Origin of the sequence: Nonomuraea rosea, assembly GCF_039539705.1 — a bacterium.
Classification (GTDB): Bacteria; Actinomycetota; Actinomycetes; order Streptosporangiales; family Streptosporangiaceae; genus Nonomuraea; species Nonomuraea rosea.
On the sequence record NZ_BAABDQ010000026.1, the window covers coordinates 128,196 to 145,452 of the forward strand.

General features: G+C 71.0%; 16 protein-coding genes. 8 read left to right on the top strand and 8 right to left on the bottom strand.

From position 1 onward, the window contains the following. Position 1: 1 nt before the first annotated feature. On the bottom strand, positions 2–847 hold the full coding sequence (locus tag ABEA43_RS43310; protein ID WP_345571540.1) for a shikimate dehydrogenase: 846 nt from the start codon (positions 845–847) through the stop codon (positions 2–4). Between the two features lie 174 nt (positions 848–1,021). Here ABEA43_RS43310 and ABEA43_RS43315 point away from each other — a divergent pair, with 174 nt between their 5' ends. Beyond that, on the top strand, positions 1,022–1,564 hold the full coding sequence (locus ABEA43_RS43315; protein ID WP_345571542.1) for a nucleotidyltransferase domain-containing protein: 543 nt from the start codon (positions 1,022–1,024) through the stop codon (positions 1,562–1,564). 74 nt (positions 1,565–1,638) lie between these two features. After that, the gene (locus tag ABEA43_RS43320) at positions 1,639–2,547 is read left to right on the top strand and encodes a hypothetical protein (RefSeq protein WP_345571543.1); all 909 of its coding nucleotides are present in this window, start codon (positions 1,639–1,641) and stop codon (positions 2,545–2,547) included. A gap of 42 nt (positions 2,548–2,589) precedes the next feature. On the opposite strand, the gene ABEA43_RS43325 is transcribed toward ABEA43_RS43320, so the two are convergent. From ABEA43_RS43325 to ABEA43_RS43355, 7 genes are all read right to left on the bottom strand, one after another. Then, a complete protein-coding gene (locus tag ABEA43_RS43325; RefSeq protein ID WP_345571544.1) occupies positions 2,590–4,002 on the bottom strand; it encodes a glycoside hydrolase family 28 protein in 1,413 nt (470 codons plus the stop codon). Between the two features lie 115 nt (positions 4,003–4,117). Then, positions 4,118–5,341, bottom strand: coding sequence for an MFS transporter (locus tag ABEA43_RS43330; RefSeq protein ID WP_345571546.1), 1,224 nt, complete (start codon positions 5,339–5,341; stop codon positions 4,118–4,120). Next, positions 5,332–5,832: a MarR family winged helix-turn-helix transcriptional regulator gene (locus tag ABEA43_RS43335; protein WP_345571548.1), complete on the bottom strand. Its 501-nt coding sequence runs from the start codon at positions 5,830–5,832 to the stop codon at positions 5,332–5,334. The genes ABEA43_RS43330 and ABEA43_RS43335 overlap by 10 nt, the downstream gene beginning before the upstream one ends. A 34-nt stretch (positions 5,833–5,866) precedes the next feature. Next, positions 5,867–6,169, bottom strand: coding sequence for a hypothetical protein (locus ABEA43_RS43340; protein WP_345571549.1), 303 nt, complete (start codon positions 6,167–6,169; stop codon positions 5,867–5,869). A 73-nt stretch (positions 6,170–6,242) separates the two neighbouring features. Continuing rightward, positions 6,243–6,893, bottom strand: coding sequence for an acyl-homoserine-lactone synthase (locus ABEA43_RS43345; RefSeq protein ID WP_345571552.1), 651 nt, complete (start codon positions 6,891–6,893; stop codon positions 6,243–6,245). Between the two features lie 180 nt (positions 6,894–7,073). Continuing rightward, positions 7,074–8,792 (bottom strand): beta-galactosidase, encoded by a 1,719-nt coding sequence (locus ABEA43_RS43350; RefSeq protein WP_345571554.1) that lies wholly within the window; start codon positions 8,790–8,792, stop codon positions 7,074–7,076. A 65-nt stretch (positions 8,793–8,857) separates the two neighbouring features. After that, positions 8,858–10,000, bottom strand: a complete 1,143-nt coding sequence (locus tag ABEA43_RS43355; RefSeq protein ID WP_345571555.1) for an ROK family protein — start codon at positions 9,998–10,000, stop codon at positions 8,858–8,860. Positions 10,001–10,201: 201 nt separating this feature from the next. On the opposite strand from ABEA43_RS43355, the gene ABEA43_RS43360 reads away from it, so the two are divergent. The 6 genes from ABEA43_RS43360 (at position 10,202) to ABEA43_RS43385 (ending at position 17,246) form a co-directional block, all read left to right on the top strand. Further along, positions 10,202–11,524 carry an ABC transporter substrate-binding protein gene (locus ABEA43_RS43360; RefSeq protein ID WP_345571557.1) on the top strand — a complete coding sequence of 441 codons (1,323 nt, stop codon included), beginning with the start codon at positions 10,202–10,204 and terminating at the stop codon, positions 11,522–11,524. Then, entirely contained in the window at positions 11,521–12,435 is a 915-nt protein-coding gene (locus tag ABEA43_RS43365) for a carbohydrate ABC transporter permease (RefSeq protein ID WP_345571559.1), read from the top strand. The genes ABEA43_RS43360 and ABEA43_RS43365 overlap by 4 nt, the downstream gene beginning before the upstream one ends. Beyond that, the gene (locus ABEA43_RS43370) at positions 12,432–13,289 is read left to right on the top strand and encodes a carbohydrate ABC transporter permease (protein WP_345571561.1); all 858 of its coding nucleotides are present in this window, start codon (positions 12,432–12,434) and stop codon (positions 13,287–13,289) included. Before ABEA43_RS43365 ends, ABEA43_RS43370 begins: the two co-directional genes overlap by 4 nt. A gap of 11 nt (positions 13,290–13,300) precedes the next feature. Further along, positions 13,301–15,412 (top strand): alpha-galactosidase, encoded by a 2,112-nt coding sequence (locus tag ABEA43_RS43375; RefSeq protein WP_345571563.1) that lies wholly within the window; start codon positions 13,301–13,303, stop codon positions 15,410–15,412. A gap of 68 nt (positions 15,413–15,480) precedes the next feature. Next, complete coding sequence (locus tag ABEA43_RS43380) at positions 15,481–16,038, top strand: TetR/AcrR family transcriptional regulator (protein WP_345571564.1); 558 nt, start codon at positions 15,481–15,483, stop codon at positions 16,036–16,038. 5 nt (positions 16,039–16,043) lie between these two features. Then, entirely contained in the window at positions 16,044–17,246 is a 1,203-nt protein-coding gene (locus tag ABEA43_RS43385; protein ID WP_345571566.1) for an FAD-dependent oxidoreductase, read from the top strand. Positions 17,247–17,257 lie beyond the last annotated feature (11 nt).

A 17,257-nucleotide genomic window follows, 5' to 3' on the forward strand; every position in this document is an offset into this window, starting at 1 on the left:
ATCAGACGGCCACGAGGTCGGTCAGGTGGGCGAGCATCCGCTCGGCGTCCGGCTCCCGGCCGGTGAACAGCCGGAAGGCGTGCACGGCCTGGAAGACGACCATGCCGCCGCCGTCCAGCGTCCGGCAGCCCAGCGCCCGCGCGTGCCGCAGCAGCTCGGTCTCCAGCGGCCGGTACACGATGTCGGCCACCCACAGACCCGGATGCAGCAGCTCGGCGGGCAGCGGCAGCCCCGGATGGTGGGCCATCCCGGTCGGGGTCGCGTGCATCAGGCCGTCCGCGCCGGCCAGGAGCGCCGGCAGCTCCGCCGGGGCCGCGTGGCGGGCGCGCTGCCCGCCGAACCGGCCGGCCAGCTCGCCGGCCAGGGCGCGCGCCCGCGCCGGGTCGGCGTCCACGACGGTGATCAGGTCCGCGCCCAGGGTGAGCAGCGCGTGCGCGACCGCGGCCCCCGCTCCCCCGGCGCCGAGCTGCACGATCCGGTGCGTGGGCGCGTCGGGCAGGGCGCGGGCGAACGACTCGGCGAACCCCGTCCAGTCGGTGTTGTGGCCCACGGACCGATCGCCGTCGAAGACCACGGTGTTGACCGCGCCGAGCATGCGGGCGTCCGGCGACAGCTCGTCCAGGTGCGGGATGACGCTCTGTTTGCACGGGTGCGTGATGTTCAGGCCGTCGAAGCCGAACCGCCGGGCCGTACGGACCAGCTCGCCCACGTCGAGCCCCAGCCGATCGGTGTCGAGCAGCCGGTAGACGTAGTGCAGCCCGTGATGGGCGGCCTCCTGCTCGTGCAACGGCGGGCTCAAGGAAGGACCGATGCCCGCGCCGATCAACCCCACCAGGAACGAGGCCATCCGTCTTTCCTTTCCAGCAGGTACGTGAGCGCCGGCGCGCAGTCCGCGCGACATGATTTCCCTAATGTACGTACTAGTGAGTTAGGTGGCTAGACATCGGGCCGGCTCACTGTGCGGCGCCCCCGACTTTGCGGCCTGTTGCCCGCCGGATGCCCGGCCACTACGTTCTGACGCGTGCATGCGAACGACACGACACCGGACCAGCCGGTCCTGAAGGGCCGTCCGATGACGGCCGGCGACGTGCTGTCCCTCCTGGCCCTGCTGCGGCACGCCGGGGCCGACGTCTGGATCGGCGGCGGCTGGGGGATCGACGCGCTGGTCGGCGCGCAGACGCGCGAGCATCGCGACCTGGACCTGATGCACCGGCAGGACCAGGAGGCCACCGTGCTGGCGGCACTCTCCCGCGAGGGCTTCGCGGAGACCCTGGACTGGCGGCCCGTCCGGTTCGTCGTCACCGCACCGGACGGGCGGGAGATCGACCTGCATCCGCTCGTCTTCGCCGATGACGGGTCCGCCGAGCAGGCCGCGCCGGAGCCTGATCGCCCGTTCGCCTACCCCGCCTCCTGCTTCGTGACGGGCACCATCGAGGGCACGACCGTCCCGTGCCTGTCGGCCGCGCAGCAGGTCTACTTCCATCAGGGATACGAGCCCTCCGATCGTGACCGGCACGACATGGCGCAACTCCGCCGGGTCTTCGGGATCGCCACCCACTTCTGAGGGGGGGTCCGATGGGTGGGTCATTTACCCGTCGTCAATGATCTGTCAACATGCGACCCCTATCTTCAAGCGCCATGTCCACTCACCAGGTTGCGGAAGAACGCACCGATATATCCCCGCTCACCGAGAGCGGCTCCTCCCCGGAGGAGAGCGACGACAAAGGCAGCGTGCTTGGGCTGCTGGAGCGCATCAGCTCCGTCATCGTTCCCATCGCCGTGACCCTCTATGCAGTGCTCTACCTCGGCATCTCCGAGATGTACGGCGTCTTCGGCATCACCGCGCAGCAGGCCGGCGTCGACCAGTCCGTCCTCCTGGGCCGGCTCGTGGGCACCCTGATCCTGTTGCTGCTGGCCCTCATCCCCGCGCTCGGCCTCATCGTCGGGCTCTCCTGGGTGGCCGACAAGCTGACGGGCGGCGCGCTCGGCCGGACGGTCGCAGGCATCCGGCGGCGGCCGTGGCTCGCCGCCCTGATCGCCGCGCTGTGGTGCGGCATGACCTACTGGGGCCTGTTCAACATCTTCGCCGACCTCACCCTCGGCATCATGGTCGTCATCGCGGCGGGGCTCGGCGTGCTGACCTTCCTGGTCCCGTTCCGGCTGATGCGCCGCAAGCCCGTCGGGCGCGCGGGAACGAAGGTCCTGGTCAGCGCGCTCACCAGCGTCGGGCTGGGCTTCCTGCTGATCCTGGGGATGATCGAGGGGGCGATCGAGGTGCAGGAGACCGGCCAGGCCAACGACCTGATCGGGTTCGTCGGCTTCCAGGACCAGTGGACCGTCATCAAGAACGCCGAGAACGACAAGCCGCTCTACGACGGCCGCTGGATGATGCTGCTCGGCGAGAGCGAGGGCACGTACGTCTTCTACGACTGCGACAAGCTCGAAACCTTCCGCCGCCCCATGGAGACGACCAACCTCTCCACCCTCCAGCTCGACCCGGACCGGGAGGAGGGCTACACCTGCGGCTCCCTCGCGGAGAAGAACTAGCCAGGCCGGAGGGGCGGAGGCGCCCCTTCGCCTTTCGCGCGGTCAGGGCACGATCAGCGGTTCGCCGTTGGCGATGACGTTCCTGAGCACCAGGCTCTCCACGTGCTCGGCCACGCTCGGCGTCGCGGTCGCGCCGAAGTCCACGTCGGTCAGCGTGACCCCGCGGATGGGCGCGTCCGCGTAGCCGCGCAGGTTGAGCGCCCGCTTGGCGGTCCGTACGGTCACGTCCCGGACGTCGATCCCGCCCACCGCCGGGTTGAAGCCGTGCCCCGGCCCCTCCTCGTAGAAGAAGTCGACGTCGATGACCGCGCCGCCGACCTGGCCGATCTCCAGGTTCCTGGCGTGGAAGCCCTCGACGAAGCCGCCGCGCACGGAGTTCGTCTTGAATCGCAGCGCGATGTTCAGGTTGGGGCTGGACATCGCGCAGTCCCTGATGAAGACCTCGCGCACGCCGCCGGACATCTCGCTGCCGATCGTCATGCCGCCGTGCCCGTCGCGGAAGGTGCAGCCCTCGACGACGATGTACTCGCTGGGCACGTTCACCCGCCGGCCGTCGGCGTTGCGGCCCGACTTGATCGCGATGCAGTCGTCGCCGGTGTCGAACGTGCAGCCGCGGATCACCACCATCCGGCTGGACTCGGGGTTGCAGCCGTCGTTGTTCGGGCCGTGCGTCTCGACCGTGACGTTCTGGACGAGCACGTTCTCCGACAGCGTGGGGTGGATCTCCCACATCGGCGAGTTGACGATGGTGACGCCCTCGATCAGCACGTTCCGGCACCGGTAGGGCTGGATGAAGGACGGGCGCAGGTAGCCGCCCTCGCCGTACACCCGCCGCTCGACCGGCGCCCCCTCCTCGGCCTGGGCGAACAGGGCGGCCCTGGCCTCCGCCTGGCGCGGCTCGCCGGGCTCCCAGCCGTAGCTGTCCGAGCCCTTCCACGGCCACCAGTGATCGTTGTCCGCCTGGCCGTCGAGCACGCCCGACCCGGTCACCGCGATGTTCCGCTGGCCGTACGCGTAGATCAGCGGTGCGTAGTTGTACAGCTCGACGCCCTCGAACCTGGTCAGCACCAGCGGCAGGTACGCCTTGGGATCGGTGCTGAACAGCAGCCTGGCGCCGGCGGCGACGTGCAGGTCCACGTCGCTCAGCAGGCGGACGGCGCCGGTGAGGTAGCGGCCCTCCGGCACGTCCACGTGGCCGCCGCCGGCCTCATGACACGCCCCGATCGCGGACCTGATGGCCGCCGTGCAGTCGGTCACCCCGTCGCCGACGGCACCGTAGTCCCTGATGTCGAACCGGCGCCGCGGGAACCTCGGCCCGCGCACCCGCGCCGCGACGCGGTTCGCCCGCGCCCACGGATCGCCTCCGGTCAGGGAATGCGCGGCTTCCGCGTCGAGTGCGGGGACGGCGAAGGCGGACATCGCCATGGCGCGCATGGCGTTTCGGCGGCTCAGCATGGAGGGCTCCCAACCCGCTCGGAACACCCCGGATGATATGCCAACCCATTGCAGTGATCTAGGGGAATTTTCGACATAAAGCCAGGAAAGCCACTGCAATCGGTTGCAGTATGCGTCATTTGACGGATCGGCGCAGGCCCGGCGTCGTGGCGCTCACCAGGGCGACCGCGCCCAGGCAGAGCAGGCCGCCGCTGATCAGCGCGGTCGCCCCCGAAGTCGCGTCCGCGACGAGGCCCCCGCGCAGGTTTCCGAGGTCGGGCCCGGCCTGCCCGACGATCTGTTCGGCGGCGCCGACCCGGCCGAGCAGCTCGCGCGGGGTGTGCGTCTGGACGATCGTGCTCCTGGCCACCACGGACACGGTGTCGGCCGCGCCGGCCAGGACGAGGCAGGCCAGCCCGGCCCATGGGTGCGCCGACAGCCCGAACAGCGTGAGCGCCGCACCCCACGCCGCGGAGCCGCCGAGCATGACCAGGCCGGGGCGCGGCAGCCGGGTGAACGAGCCGGAGAAGAGCGAGGCGGCGACGCCGCCGGTGGCGATGGCCGTCAGGAACAACCCGAGCGTGCGCGGATCGTCGCCGAACCGCTCGGCGTTGACCAGCGGGAACAGGCTGATCGGCATCGACAGCACGGTGGCGGCCAGGTCCGTGAGCAGGGCGCCGCGGATGACGGGAGTGCGGGCCAGGAAGGCCAGGCCGTCCAGCACCCCGCGCAGGCCGGGCCGGGCGGGCTCGTCGCCAGGACCCATCGGCGGCAGGCCGGAGGCGCCGTAGAGCGCGGCGGCGAAGGTGAGCGCGTCGATCACGTAGCAGCCGCCGACGCCCAGCGCGCCCACGATCAGCCCGCCGAGCGCGGGGCCGGCCAGCAGGCCGCCCTGGAAGGCGATCCGCCGCAGCGCCAGACCGGCCGCCACCTGCTCCTTCGGCAGCAGGTGCGAGACGAAGGTGCGCGCGGCCGGACCGCCGACCGCGGACAGGCAGGACTGCACGGCGACCAGCCCCAGGACGCCGGCGGCCGGGAGGTGCCCGAGCAGGCCCTGAAGGACGAAGAGCAGCGAGCACACGGCCTGGCCGCAGAGCGCGAACAGGTAGAGCCTGCGGCGATCCATCCGGTCGACGAGCGACCCGGCGAAGAGCCCGAGCACGATGAGCGGGACGGCCTGCGCCAGCCCGACCGCGCCCGTCCAGGCGGTGCTCTTCGTCGTCTGCCAGACCTGGAACATCACGGCGACCATGGTCATCTGGCTGCCGAACCCGGACAGGGTCTGCCCGATCCATAACCGCAGGAACGGCGGCGACGACCGGAGCGGCGACACGTCGAGGAGCGTGTGCCTCAGCTCCACCCGGGGTCCTCCGCCAGCTTCTCCGCGATCCGGTCGTGGAAGCTCTTGCGGGCCAGGGCCTGCTCGATGTCGGTGACGACCCGGGAGAGCGGATAGGGGATCTCGGCCTCGACCTCGGCGATGGCCGCCTCGGTCGCCCGCCATTCGGCGGCCAGCCGGCCGGCGACGTCGCGGGCCTTGCGGGTGAGCGTCACCTTCTTGCTGCGCGCGTCGTCGCCCGCGACGGTGCGGACCCAGCCGGCCGCCCGCATCGCGGCCACCTTCTGGCTGAGGGCCGAATGCGTGCGGCCGACCGACTCGGCCAGCTCCGTGATGGTCATGGGCCCGTGAGCGTGCAGCCGGAGCAGCTCCATCACGTAGCTCGGCTTGAGGCCGTCGATGCGTTTGGCGGCGTAGAGCCGGGCGATGTCGTCGTCCATCGAGGCCTGCAGGAGCCGCAACGGACGCCAGAGGCTTTCCTGGGTGGGGTCTGGCACATGAGGATCGGTCACGCGACCAATCTTAACAGTACTTATATAAGTGCTGTCACAATGTGCCCGGGAAGCCCGGGAGCACGATAGGGAAGAAGTCCTGGGCGGTGCAGGTGGCGAGCTTCCTGGCCTGCCCGGTGTTGACGTTCACCGCGTAAGCCGTGAAGGGGACGTACTCCGGGTCCGCGGTCGGGGCCGGGGCGTCGTCGCGGCGGTCCAGGCACTTGAAGGGCCGGGCGAGCGCGATGATCTCCTGGGGTCCGGTCCAGCTGCGCAGGTAGACGAAATTGGCCGTCATGGACAGGCCCCGCACCGGGACCTTCCTGAGCACCTTGCCGGTGTCCTTGTCCAGGTGCACGAGCTACCCGCGGTCACGCACCCCTTCGGCGCCTGGCCCTTGCCCGGGTGGCAGAGCGTGGCGTAGGCGTGGGTCACCGGCCCCTGTGCCCGTTCCCGCAACGCAGCTCCGCCATCGGGACCGGAGCCGCGTTGTCCAGGAAATCCCTGGTCGACGTGGCATAGGCGGAGCAGAGCAGCTTGCCGACGCGCGTCGCCCTCCCGTCACCGAACCGCCGGGTCTCGATGCCCATGGCGTTCACGCTGCGCTCCACGGCCACGCTGGACACCCCGATCACCGTGTCGCCGTGCCGATCGACCCAGCGGAACGCCTCCCAGATCAGCGCGCGGGCCAGCGGGCCGAACCCCGCCGACAGGCCGCGCGACCAGGCGCGGCCGGCGGCCAGGCGGCTGAGCTCCCAGACGGCCGGATCGTGCGGGGCCGGGCCGCCGCGCAGCGTCTCGGAGAAGACGTCACGGAGCATGTACGGACCATCGGTGGGCAGCAGCCGGCAGCAGCCCGTCACCTCGTCGCAGCCCTCCACGTAACCGATCACATAGACCGGGTCGCAGTCGTCGTAGAGATCGCGTTCCCGGCCGTGGGCGCTGTGGACGTCCCAGCGCAGGCGTTCGTAGAACACCTCATGACGAAGCCGGAACATCCCGTCGAGCAGCCACGCGGGCAGCTCGCCCGCTCGCCCGGCCACGACCCGTTGCGTGCACGTCTCCCCCGGTGAATCCCCCACGAGCCCCTCCGCGAATGAACCGGCTCCCCGTTGATCGCCGTCTTCCTGGTGTTCGCGCGACGCCGGTCGCTGGACGTCAGAGGCCGCACTTCGTTATCGCCAAAGTGGTAGAAACCGCGGTCCGGCCGTACAGGACTCATGCCTGTACGACCGGACGGCGGAGCCGGGCGTGAACCGGTGTCAGACGCCGGCCTGGGTCAGGACGTTCGCGAGTCCGGCCGGGTCCAGCTTGGTCGAGACGTACCAGGCGGTGCCCGCGCCTGCCTGGCGCCGGGTGACCGCCGGGCCGCCGCCGGCGTAGGTCACGGTCGCCGTCGCGCCGGTCAGCGTGACGTCCTCGCTCCAGAAGGTGGCGGTCGTCCCGTCGGACAGCGTGACGGGGGCGGACAGCGGGCGGAACTCCTCGACGCGGACGCCGAGCAGGTCGCGCAGCGCGCCGGGGTAGCCGCCCAGCCGGACGCGGGTGTCGGGGTCGGCGATGCCGCTGAAGTACGACACGATCAAGGTGCCGCCGCCCTCGACGTACGCGGTGAGGTTGGCGACGGCTTCGTCGGAGATCAGGTACAGGGACGGCACCAGCACCGCCCGATAACGCGAAATATCGTGAGAAGGGTGGACGAAGTCGGTGGTGAGGCCCCGCTGCCACAGCACCCGGTGCGCCGCCTCCACCGACGCGCGGAAGTCCAGCCCGGCCACCGGCATCGCGGGATTCTGCAGGGCCCAGGCGGCCTCGTCGTCCCAGAGGATGGCCACCTCGGCCGCGGCGGGCTCCGCGGGAGGCAGGGTGCTGAGCGTCCGGCCCAGGCCGGCGATCTCACGGAAGATCCGGCTGTCGGCGCCCGCGTGCGGGACCATGCCCTGGCACCACTGCTCCGCACCGCCCTGCGAGGCGCGCCACTGGAAGTGCAGCACCCCGGTCGCCCCGCGGGCCACGTAGTCGAGGCTGCGCCGCGTGTGCTCGCCCGGCTCCAGCGGGAGCGTCCCGCCGGGGGTGTACATGGCCGCGACACCCTGCTCCATGAGCAGCCACGGCTTCCCGCGCGCCCAGGAGCGTGCCAGGTCGGAGGCGAACGCGACCTGGGCGAGCCCGGCGTCGCCCGGCTCGTCGGTGTAGTGGTCGATGCCGACGAGATCGACCTCGGCCGACCACTTCCAGTGATCCAGGGGCGTCCACCCGGCCATGACGTAGTTGGTGGTCACCGGCTGGTCCCCGTGCGCGCGCAGGATGTCGCGCTGCTCGCGGTAGTGGGCGAGCAGCGCGTCGGAGCAGAAGCGGCGGTAGTCCAGCAGGTGGGCGGGGTTCGACCGGTACTGGGTGGTCCGCGGCGGCATGATCTGCTCCCACGCCGAGTAGTGCTGGCTCCAGAACGCCGTGCTCCACGCGTCGTTGAGCGCGTCGAGTGACGTGTGCCGGTCACGCAGCCAGACCCGGAAGGCCCCGGCGCAGTGGTCGCAGTGGCAGGTCGTGCCGTACTCGTTGTGCACGTGCCACATCACCGTCGCCGGGTGCGCGCCGTACCGCTCGGCGAGCGCCGTCGCGATGCCGCGCGACGCGGCCCGGTACGCGGGCGCGTTGACGCAGTACGTGTCGCGGCTGCCGTGCGTGAGCCGGGTCCCGTCGGCCCGAACCGGCATCGCGTCCTGATGCGCCAGGCCGAACCAGGGCGGCGGCGAGGCCGTCGGGGTCGCCAGGTTGACCTGGATGCCGTTGTCGTGCAGCAGGTTCATGACGCGGTCGAGCCAGCCGAAGTCGTAGACGCCCTCCGACGGCTCAAGCCGGGCCCAGGAGAAGACCCCCACGGTGGCGAGGTTGACCTTCGCCTCCCGCATCAGCCGGACGTCCTCCAGCCAGACCTCCTCCGGCCACTGTTCGGGGTTGTAGTCTCCGCCGAAATACATGCTTCTCTCCATCAGGGGTGTCTCGGCCGCGCTGTCCCGGCCGTCCTACTGTCCCGGGCGCGCTGTCAGTCGCTGCCGGTCACGAAACTCTGGATGGCCACCACCGCGCCGCCACGGGCCCATTCGCGGAAGTCGTCCACCTCGATCAGCACGTCTACGGACTCGGGCTGGCCGCGCCGGTTCGCGCCGAGCGCCCGGTCGAGGCCGTCCTTGGCGACGCGGGCCAGCTCCACGCCCTCACCGGCCACGATCACCGTCTTGACCATGGAGAACGTCGCGATGTGGGCGATGAGCCTGCCGAGCGCGTCCGCGGCCTCGCCGACGACGCTGAGGCACACCTTGTCCCCTTCCGCGGCCAGGCGCAGCACCTCCTCGTACGTCACCGGCCGCCGCAGCCCCTGCCCGGCGGCGGCCACGATCGACGAGCTGGCCAGGTAGGAGGAGGCGCAGCCGCGGTGGCCCTCGCCGCACATCGGCCCGCCCGCGTTCAGCACCAGGTGGGCGAACATGCCGAGGTCCGACTCGGACGTGGCCACCAGATGATCGTGGACGACCAGGGCGTAGCCGACCCCCGCCCCGATCGAGACGAGCGCGAAGTCGCGCAGCCCGCGCGCCGCCCCGAACCAGTGGTGCTGGTTGCCCAGCGCCGCCACGTCGTTCTTGACCACGCACGGGACGCCCAGCGCCTGCTCCAGCAGCGACTTGAGCGGCACCTGCCGCCAGCCGAGATACGACGAGTCGACCAGCCGCTCGCCGCCCAGCTGGGCCGCCGAGCGGGCGTCGCCGCCGAGCGTGACACCGGCCCCGACGAGCGTCTTCTCCTCGCCGGACAGCTCGTCGAGCAGCCCTCTGATCTGGCGGCACACGGCCTCGGGGCGTTTGTCGGAGATCGGCTCGTCGCGGGCCGCGACGATCTGGGCGCGCAGGTCGGTGACGACCGCGTGGACCCGGTCCGCGGTCAGCTTGACGCCGAAGAAGCCGTGCTCTCCCGCGGCCACGTCGAGCGGGCGGGTCGGGCGGCCGTTGACCGGGTCGTGCACCACGTCGCCTTCGACGAGGAGCCCGGCGTCGACCATGGGCTTGGTCAGCCTTGTGAGGCTGCCGGTGGACAGGCGCAGAGTCCTGGCCAGCGCGGTCCTGGACTGCGGACCGTGGATGATGAGCTCCTTGACGATGGAGCGTGCCGCGTCGGGCAAGACGTCCCACATGCCGCACCATCTTTGGGGCTCCACCCGCATCAGCGCCAGCCTCTCTCAGTTGATTTCGCGGCAAAGCTAGCATGTCGATTACGTCACGACGCGTTCACATAACACGCACGAAATCTATGCACAAGTAGTGACATGCCTCTCACCTTCTCTCTAGGTTGGCTTTGTTGCAAAGCCAGCTCGCTTTGCATGAAGGAGGCACGAATGCGTATCACGAGGCTCGCCGGATCGATCGCAGTGCTCGGCACGGCAGCCGTCCTCGCGGCCTGTTCGTCGGGCACGTCCGGCAGCACGTCCGGGAGCACTGGCACGCCGGCGGCGGCCGCCGGGCCGGTCACGCTGGAGTTCTGGTGCTGGGGCACCACGCAGAAGCCCAAGGTCGAAGCGTTCAACAAGTCCCACCCGGACATCCAGGTCAAGCAGACCGACGTGGGAGGCGGCACGGACACGGCGGCCAAGCTGCTCACGGCGACCCGGGCGGGCAACGGCCCCGACGCCGCCTGCATCGAGTACGAGACGCTGCCTTCCATGATCGTGGCCGGTGCGCTGGCCGACATCTCCGCCCACACCGGCGACATCAAGACCGCCTTCAGCCCGGAGGTGTGGGACCTGACCAGCTTCGACGGCGCGGTGTACGGCGTGCCGCAGGACGTCGGCCCGATGGTCCTCGTCTACAACAAGAAGCGCTTCGAAGAGCTGAAGATCGAGCCGCCGGCCACCTGGCAGGACTTCGCCAAGGTCGCGGCCGACGTGCGCAAGAAGGATCCGGAGAGCTACCTCGCGAGCTTCGCGCCCGCCGAGTTCGGCAACTTCGCCGGGCTGGCCCAGCAGGCCGGCGCCTCCTGGTGGAAGGTCCAGGACCAGACGTGGACCGTGGGCATCGCGGACCAGGCCTCCCTCGCGGTGGCCGACTACTGGCAGGGGCTCATCGACAAGGACCTGGTCAAGGCCGAGCCGCTGCTCACCCCGGAGTGGAACAACAGGCTGAACAAGGGCAAGATCCTCACCTGGCCGAGCGCGCTGTGGGCGCCGGGCGTGCTGTACGGCATCGCGGAGAAGCAGGCCGGCGACTGGGCCATCGCGCCGCTTCCCCAGTGGACGGCGGGTGACAGCCGGGTGGCCTTCCAGGGCGGCTCCGCGCTGACCGTCACCAAGACCTCCAAGCACGCCGAGGCCGCCGCCACGTTCGCCAAGTGGATGAACACCGACAAGGCCGCGTACGACGTCCAGATCGAGCTGGGCGAGTACCCGGCGTCGCTGGCCGGGCAGCAGGCCGCGAGCAGCAGCGCGCCGCCCAAGCTGACGGCGAACCAGAAGGACTATTGGGACATCGCCACGAAGGCGGCCCAGAGCACGATCCCGCACATCAGCTGGGGCCCGAACGTCGGCACCGCCAGCAGCGCCTACCAGGACGCGGTCGCCGCCGCGGTCCGTGACCACACCCCGCTGCGGGACGCCCTGACGAAGACGAACACCACCGTGGTGGAGGACATGAAGACCACCGGCTTCAAGGTCGCCGGCCCGTGACCGCTCTGCCCAGGGCGGAGCGGCGGACCCGGGCTCCCTATCTCTTCGTCGCGCCCGCCGTGCTGCTCTTCGTCGCCTTCCTGGCGGTCCCCATCGGCTACGCGATCTACCTCAGCGCGCGCGGCCTGCGGCTGACCGGCAAGGGCATCTTCGGCACGCGCGAAGAGGTGTTCGTCGGGCTCGACAACTACGTCAAGACGCTCACCGACCCCGAGTTCTTCGCCGGCTTCGGCAGGCTCGCGCTCTACGGCCTGATCAGCGTGCCGCTCACGCTCGGGCTCGCGCTGGTGTTCGCGCTGCTTCTCGACCACGCGGGTTCGCGGGCCAAGAGGTTCTCCCGCACGGCGATCTTCATCCCGTACGCCGTGCCCGGGGTGACGGCCTCGCTGCTGTGGGGCTTCATGTACCTGCCGTCGACCAGCCCGTTCAGCTTCCTGACCCGGGAGCTGGGGCTGGGCGAGATCCCCTTTCTCGGGGCGGGCGCCATCTACCCGTCGCTGGCCAACATCGCGGTGTGGGGCGGCGTCGGCTTCAACATGATCATCATCTACACGTCGCTGCGCGGCATCCCGTCGGAGCTGTACGACGCGGCGCGCATCGACGGGGCCTCCGAATGGCAGATCGCCTGGCGGATCAAGATCCCGCTGGTGGCGCCCGCCCTCGTGCTCACCGGGCTGTTCGCGCTGATCGGGACGCTGCAGGTGTACGGCGAGCCGACCACCCTGAAACCGATGACCCCGGAGATCTCCCAGGACTGGGTGCCCTTGATGCACATCTACCGCGACGCCTTCACGCGGGACGACCTGCCGCTGGCCTCGGCCGCCTCCGTCCTGCTGGCCGCGGGCACGCTCGTGATCTCGGTCGTGCTCCTGAAGGTCACCCAGAAGCGCGCGTTCGGAGGCATGCAGTGAGCGCCGTCCACCGCGCGCTCCCGCGCCGTCGCGGGCAGGTCCTGCCCACCCTCGTCCTGCTCCTCGGCGCGATCTACTGCCTGGTGCCCGTCGCCTGGGTGCTCGTGGCCTCGACCAAGTCGAGCGGCGAGCTGTTCTCGACGTTCACGTTCGCGCCGGGGACCGGCCTGCTGGACAACCTGCGCGACCTGTTCGCCTACGGGGACGGCCTCTACCTGCGGTGGACGGCCAACAGCGCTCTGTACGCCGTCGCCGGCGCCGCGGCCTCCACCCTGATCTCGGCGCTGGCCGGGTTCGCCATGGCCAAGTACGAGTTCCGTGGCCGGAGCATCCTGTTCTACGCCATCCTGGCCGGCGTCCTCGTGCCCGGCATGACGCTGGCCATCCCGCAATACCTGATCATGTCCGAGCTCGACCTGGTGGGTGGCTACTGGTCGGTCCTGCTGCCGAGCCTCATCTCCCCGTTCGGCATCTACCTGGCCAGGGTCTACGCGATGGCCTCCGTCCCGGACGCGACGATGGAGGCGGCCAGGATCGACGGGGCGAGCGAATATCGCATCCTCGGCTCGATCGGGCTGCCCATGATGGTGCCCGGCATGGTGACGATCTTCCTGCTGCAGTTCGTCGGGATCTGGAACAACTTCCTGCTGCCCTACATCATGCTCTCGGACGAGTCCAAGTTCCCGATCACCGTGGGCCTGTACACCGTGCTCAGCAAGGGCTCGGGCCAGCCCACCCTGTACGGCATCGCCATCGTGGGCGCCGCCGTGTCGGTGATCCCGCTCATCGTCCTGCTGCTGACGTTGCAGCGCTTCTGGCGGCTGGACCTGCTCAGCGGCGGATTGAAAGGTTGAAAACGCTGTCCATGGAGATTCTGCACCTCAGAGCCGCCGGCGTGTCCGTGGTGATCGAGTGCCCGCCCGACGCCCTGCCCGCGATCCTGCACTGGGGTCCCGACCTGGGCCCGCTCGACGACGAGGCCCTGGCCCACCTCGCGGCCGACCTGCGTCCCCGGCTGGACGTCAGCGTCGACGTGCCCGTACGGACCCCGCTGGTGCCCGAGGCGCGTACCGGCTGGATGGGACTGCCCGGCCTGTCCGGGCATCACCTGGGACAGAACTGGTCCCCCGCCTTCACCCGCGTCGCCTACCGGCGGACCGGGCAGACCCTCACCGCCACCGCCGGTGACGAGCACGCCCGCCTCGGCCTCACGATCACCGTCGAGCTGGGCGACTCCGGTCTCCTGCGGGCCCGCGCGGACCTGCGCAACGAGGCCGGATCCCCGTACACCCTGGACGCGCTCAACCTCGCCTTCCCGGTGCCCGGCACCCCCACGGATCTGTTCGACCAGGCCGGGCGGTGGGCCAAGGAACGCATCCCGCAGCGCCGTCCCCTCACCACCGGCATCCACCTGCGCGAGAACCGGCGCGGCAGGACCGGCCCCGACGCCGCCACCGTCCTCTTCGCGGGCACCTCCGACCTCGGTTTCGGGCGCGGCGAGGCCTGGGGCCTGCACGTCGGCTTCAGCGGCAACCACCGCCACTACGCCGAGCGCACCTCCAGCGGCCGGACCATGCTGGGCGGCGGCGAGCTGCTGCTGCCCGGCGAGATCATCCTGGCCCCGGGCGAGAGCTATCGGGGCCCCTGGATCTACGCCGCCTACGGCCGCGGCCTGGACGCCGCGGCCCACCGCTTCCACGAACACCTGCGCGCCAGGCCCGCGCACCCGTCCGGGCCCCGGCCCGTGATGCTCAACACGTGGGAGGCCGTCTATTTCGACCACGACCTCGACCGCCTGCTGGAGCTGGCCGACCGGGCCGCCAGGATCGGGGTGGAGCGGTTCGTGCTGGACGACGGCTGGTTCCACGGCCGCCGCGACGCCCGGGCCGGGCTCGGCGACTGGACCGTGGACGCCACCGTCTGGCCGGACGGGCTCGCGCCGCTGGTCAAGCGGGTCAGAGAGCTCGGCATGCAATTCGGGCTCTGGTTCGAGCCGGAGATGATCAACCCGGACTCCGACCTGGCCCGCGCCCACCCCGGCTGGATCATGCAGACCGGCGACCGCCTGCCGCCGCTCGCCCGCGATCAGCAGGTGCTGGACCTGACCAACCCCGAGGCGTTCACGTACGTCAGGACGCGGCTGCTCGCCCTGATCAGTGAGTACGACCTGGACTTCATCAAGTGGGACCACAACCGCGACCTGGTGGACGCGGGCTCCACGGCGAAGGGCGGCCGGGCCGCCGTCCACGCCCAGACGCACGCCGTCTACCGGCTGCTCGACGAGATCAGGGCCGAGCACCCGCGCCTGGAGATCGAGTCGTGCTCGGGCGGCGGCGGCCGGGTGGACCTCGGCATCCTGGAGCGTACCGACCGGGTGTGGGCCAGCGACTGCATCGACCCGGCCGAACGCCAGCAGATCATGCGCTGGACCGGGCAGCTGCTGCCGCCCGAGCTGATCGGCAGCCACATCGGCGCCGGCCGCTCCCACACCACCGGCCGCCGCCACGATCTCGCCTTCCGCGCCGCCACCGCGTTCTTCGGCCACTACGGGATCGAATGGGACCTCACCACGCTCACCGGCGGCGAGCTGGACGAGCTGGCCTCGTGGGTCGCCCTGCACAAACGGCACCGTCACCTGCTGCACACGGGCGTGGTGGTCCGCGTGGACGACGCCCCCGAGTGCGTGCAGGCGCATGGCGTGGTCGCCGCCGACGCCTCCGAGGCCGTCTATGAGATCGCCATGCTGGACCGCCCGCCCACCTGGCCGCCGGGTCACGTCCGGCTGCCCGGGCTCGACCCGGCGACCGTCTACTCGGTGCGCCCGCTCATGCCCGTGACCTCGCACGGGACCGCTCCCGCCTGGACGACCGGCGACTTCGCCCTGCCCGGCGCCGCGCTGGCCGGCTCGGGCATCGCCGTGCCGCCGCTGTTCCCCGACGAATCCGTGCTGGTCCACGTCGTCGCCAGGAGCCGCTGAGATCGCTCCCCCTGTCTCTCGTCGTGTATGGTTAATTGAGTAAACATTTATTCAATGAATGGGTCGGGATGGCCAGAACACGACGAGAACAGGCGGAGTGGCGACGCGAGCAGTTGCTCGACGCGGCGCTGAGGGTGTTCGCGGACAAGGGCGTGGACGGCGCGACCGTCAAGGACCTGGCGCAGGCGGCAGAGGTGACGCCCGGCCTGCTCTACCGCTACTTCGACAGCAAGGAAGCCCTGGTCCAGGCGCTGCTCACCGAGCGCGGCTTCCTGCCGCAGCTGCGCGAGAGGCTGGCGGGCGAGCACGACGCCCGGCCGGCGGCCGAGGTGCTGGCCGGGCTGCTGGGCGCGTTCGACCGGCTGCTGGCCGACAACGCCGACCTGGTCACCGTGTTCTTCAGCGCCGGTCACGCGCGGGCGGCGCTCGGCGAGCTGGCCGCCGAGGGTCAGCGGCTGATCGGCGACTTCCTGGCCGCGCGGGCCGCGGCGGGCGAGCTGCGCCCGCACGACTCCGCGATGGCGGCCAGGACCCTGTTCGCCACGGTGGCCATCGGCCGCAGGACCGGCTCTCCCGTCGACGTCGCACAGCTCGTCGAGCTGCTGTTCCCGCAGGCAGAAAGGTGAGGCGCATGCGTACCGAGTCCGTACGGTGTTGCGTGGCCGGCGGTGGACCGGCCGGGATGATGGCGGGGCTGCTGCTGGCCCGTCAGGGTGTCGAGGTGCTCGTCCTGGAGAAGCACGCGGACTTCCTCAGGGACTTCCGCGGCGACACCGTGCATCCCTCCACGCTGGAGCTCATCGCGGAGCTCGGCTGGATCGAGGAGTTCCTGCGGCTGCCGCACACCCGGATGAGCGAGGTCACCGTCAGCATCGGCGGCAAGGCGGTCACCTTCGCCGACTTCACCCGGCTCGGCGTACGGTGCCCGTACATCGCCTTCATGCCCCAATGGGACGTGCTGGACTTCCTGGCGGGCAAGGCCGAGCAGTACCCGTCCTTCCGGCTCGTCCGGAGCGCCGAGGTCACCGAGCTCGTGCAGGCGGACGGGCAGGTGACCGGCGTACGGGCCGTCACCGGAGACGGGCCGCTGGAGGTGCGGGCCGATCTGGTGATCGCGGCGGACGGACGCCACTCCGCCATGCGCGCGCAGGCCGGTCTCCAGCCGACCGCCGGCTCGCCGCCCCTGGACGTGCTCTGGTTCCGGCTGCCCCGCCACGCGGGCGATCAGGTGCCGTTCTTCCAGGGCGGGCGGGGCGCGCTGATCTCCATCGACCGCGGCGACTACTGGCAGCTCGCCTACGCGATCCCGACCTCCGCCTACCCCGAGCTCCAGGCGGCCGGGCTGCCCGCCTTCCACGAGCGGATCGCCGGCCTGGCGCCCGCCTTACGCGACCGCCTCCCGCTGATCGACGACTGGGAGCGCCTCCACCAGCTCACCGTCCGCGTCGACCGGTTGCGCCGGTGGCACCGGCCGGGACTGCTGTTCATCGGCGACGCCGCGCACGCGATGTCGCCCGCGGGCGGCGTGGGCATCAACCTCGCGATCCAGGACGCGGTGGCCGCCGCGCAGGCGCTCGGCCCCGTGCTCCTCCGTCAGGACCGCCCGGAGGAGGCGGACCTGGCCCGCGTACAGGCCCGCAGGGAACGGCCGGCGCGGCTGACGCAGGCCTTCCAGCTCGGCATCCTGCGCGACCTCTACCCCAAGGACCTGGCCGACGACGGTGCCGGGCACGTGCCGCCCATCTTCACCGCCTTCCGCGCGCTTCCGCCGCTGCGCCACCTCATGGGCCGCTTCATCGGCCTCGGCGTACGACCGGAGCACATCGCGCGGTGATGGGGAATGCT

What these genes read in the sequence shown, in the direction of transcription:
- ABEA43_RS43310 (WP_345571540.1), bottom strand. Translation starts at nt 847, where the DNA reads ATGGCCTCGTTCCTGGTGGGGTTGATCGGCGCGGGCATCGGTCCTTCC.
- ABEA43_RS43320 (WP_345571543.1), top strand. Translation starts at nt 1,639, where the DNA reads ATGTCCACTCACCAGGTTGCGGAAGAACGCACCGATATATCCCCGCTC.
- ABEA43_RS43325 (WP_345571544.1), bottom strand. Translation starts at nt 4,002, where the DNA reads ATGCTGAGCCGCCGAAACGCCATGCGCGCCATGGCGATGTCCGCCTTC.
- ABEA43_RS43350 (WP_345571554.1), bottom strand. Translation starts at nt 8,792, where the DNA reads ATGTATTTCGGCGGAGACTACAACCCCGAACAGTGGCCGGAGGAGGTC.
- ABEA43_RS43355 (WP_345571555.1), bottom strand. Translation starts at nt 10,000, where the DNA reads ATGTGGGACGTCTTGCCCGACGCGGCACGCTCCATCGTCAAGGAGCTC.
- ABEA43_RS43360 (WP_345571557.1), top strand. Translation starts at nt 10,202, where the DNA reads ATGCGTATCACGAGGCTCGCCGGATCGATCGCAGTGCTCGGCACGGCA.
- ABEA43_RS43375 (WP_345571563.1), top strand. Translation starts at nt 13,301, where the DNA reads ATGGAGATTCTGCACCTCAGAGCCGCCGGCGTGTCCGTGGTGATCGAG.
- ABEA43_RS43380 (WP_345571564.1), top strand. Translation starts at nt 15,481, where the DNA reads ATGGCCAGAACACGACGAGAACAGGCGGAGTGGCGACGCGAGCAGTTG.
- ABEA43_RS43385 (WP_345571566.1), top strand. Translation starts at nt 16,044, where the DNA reads ATGCGTACCGAGTCCGTACGGTGTTGCGTGGCCGGCGGTGGACCGGCC.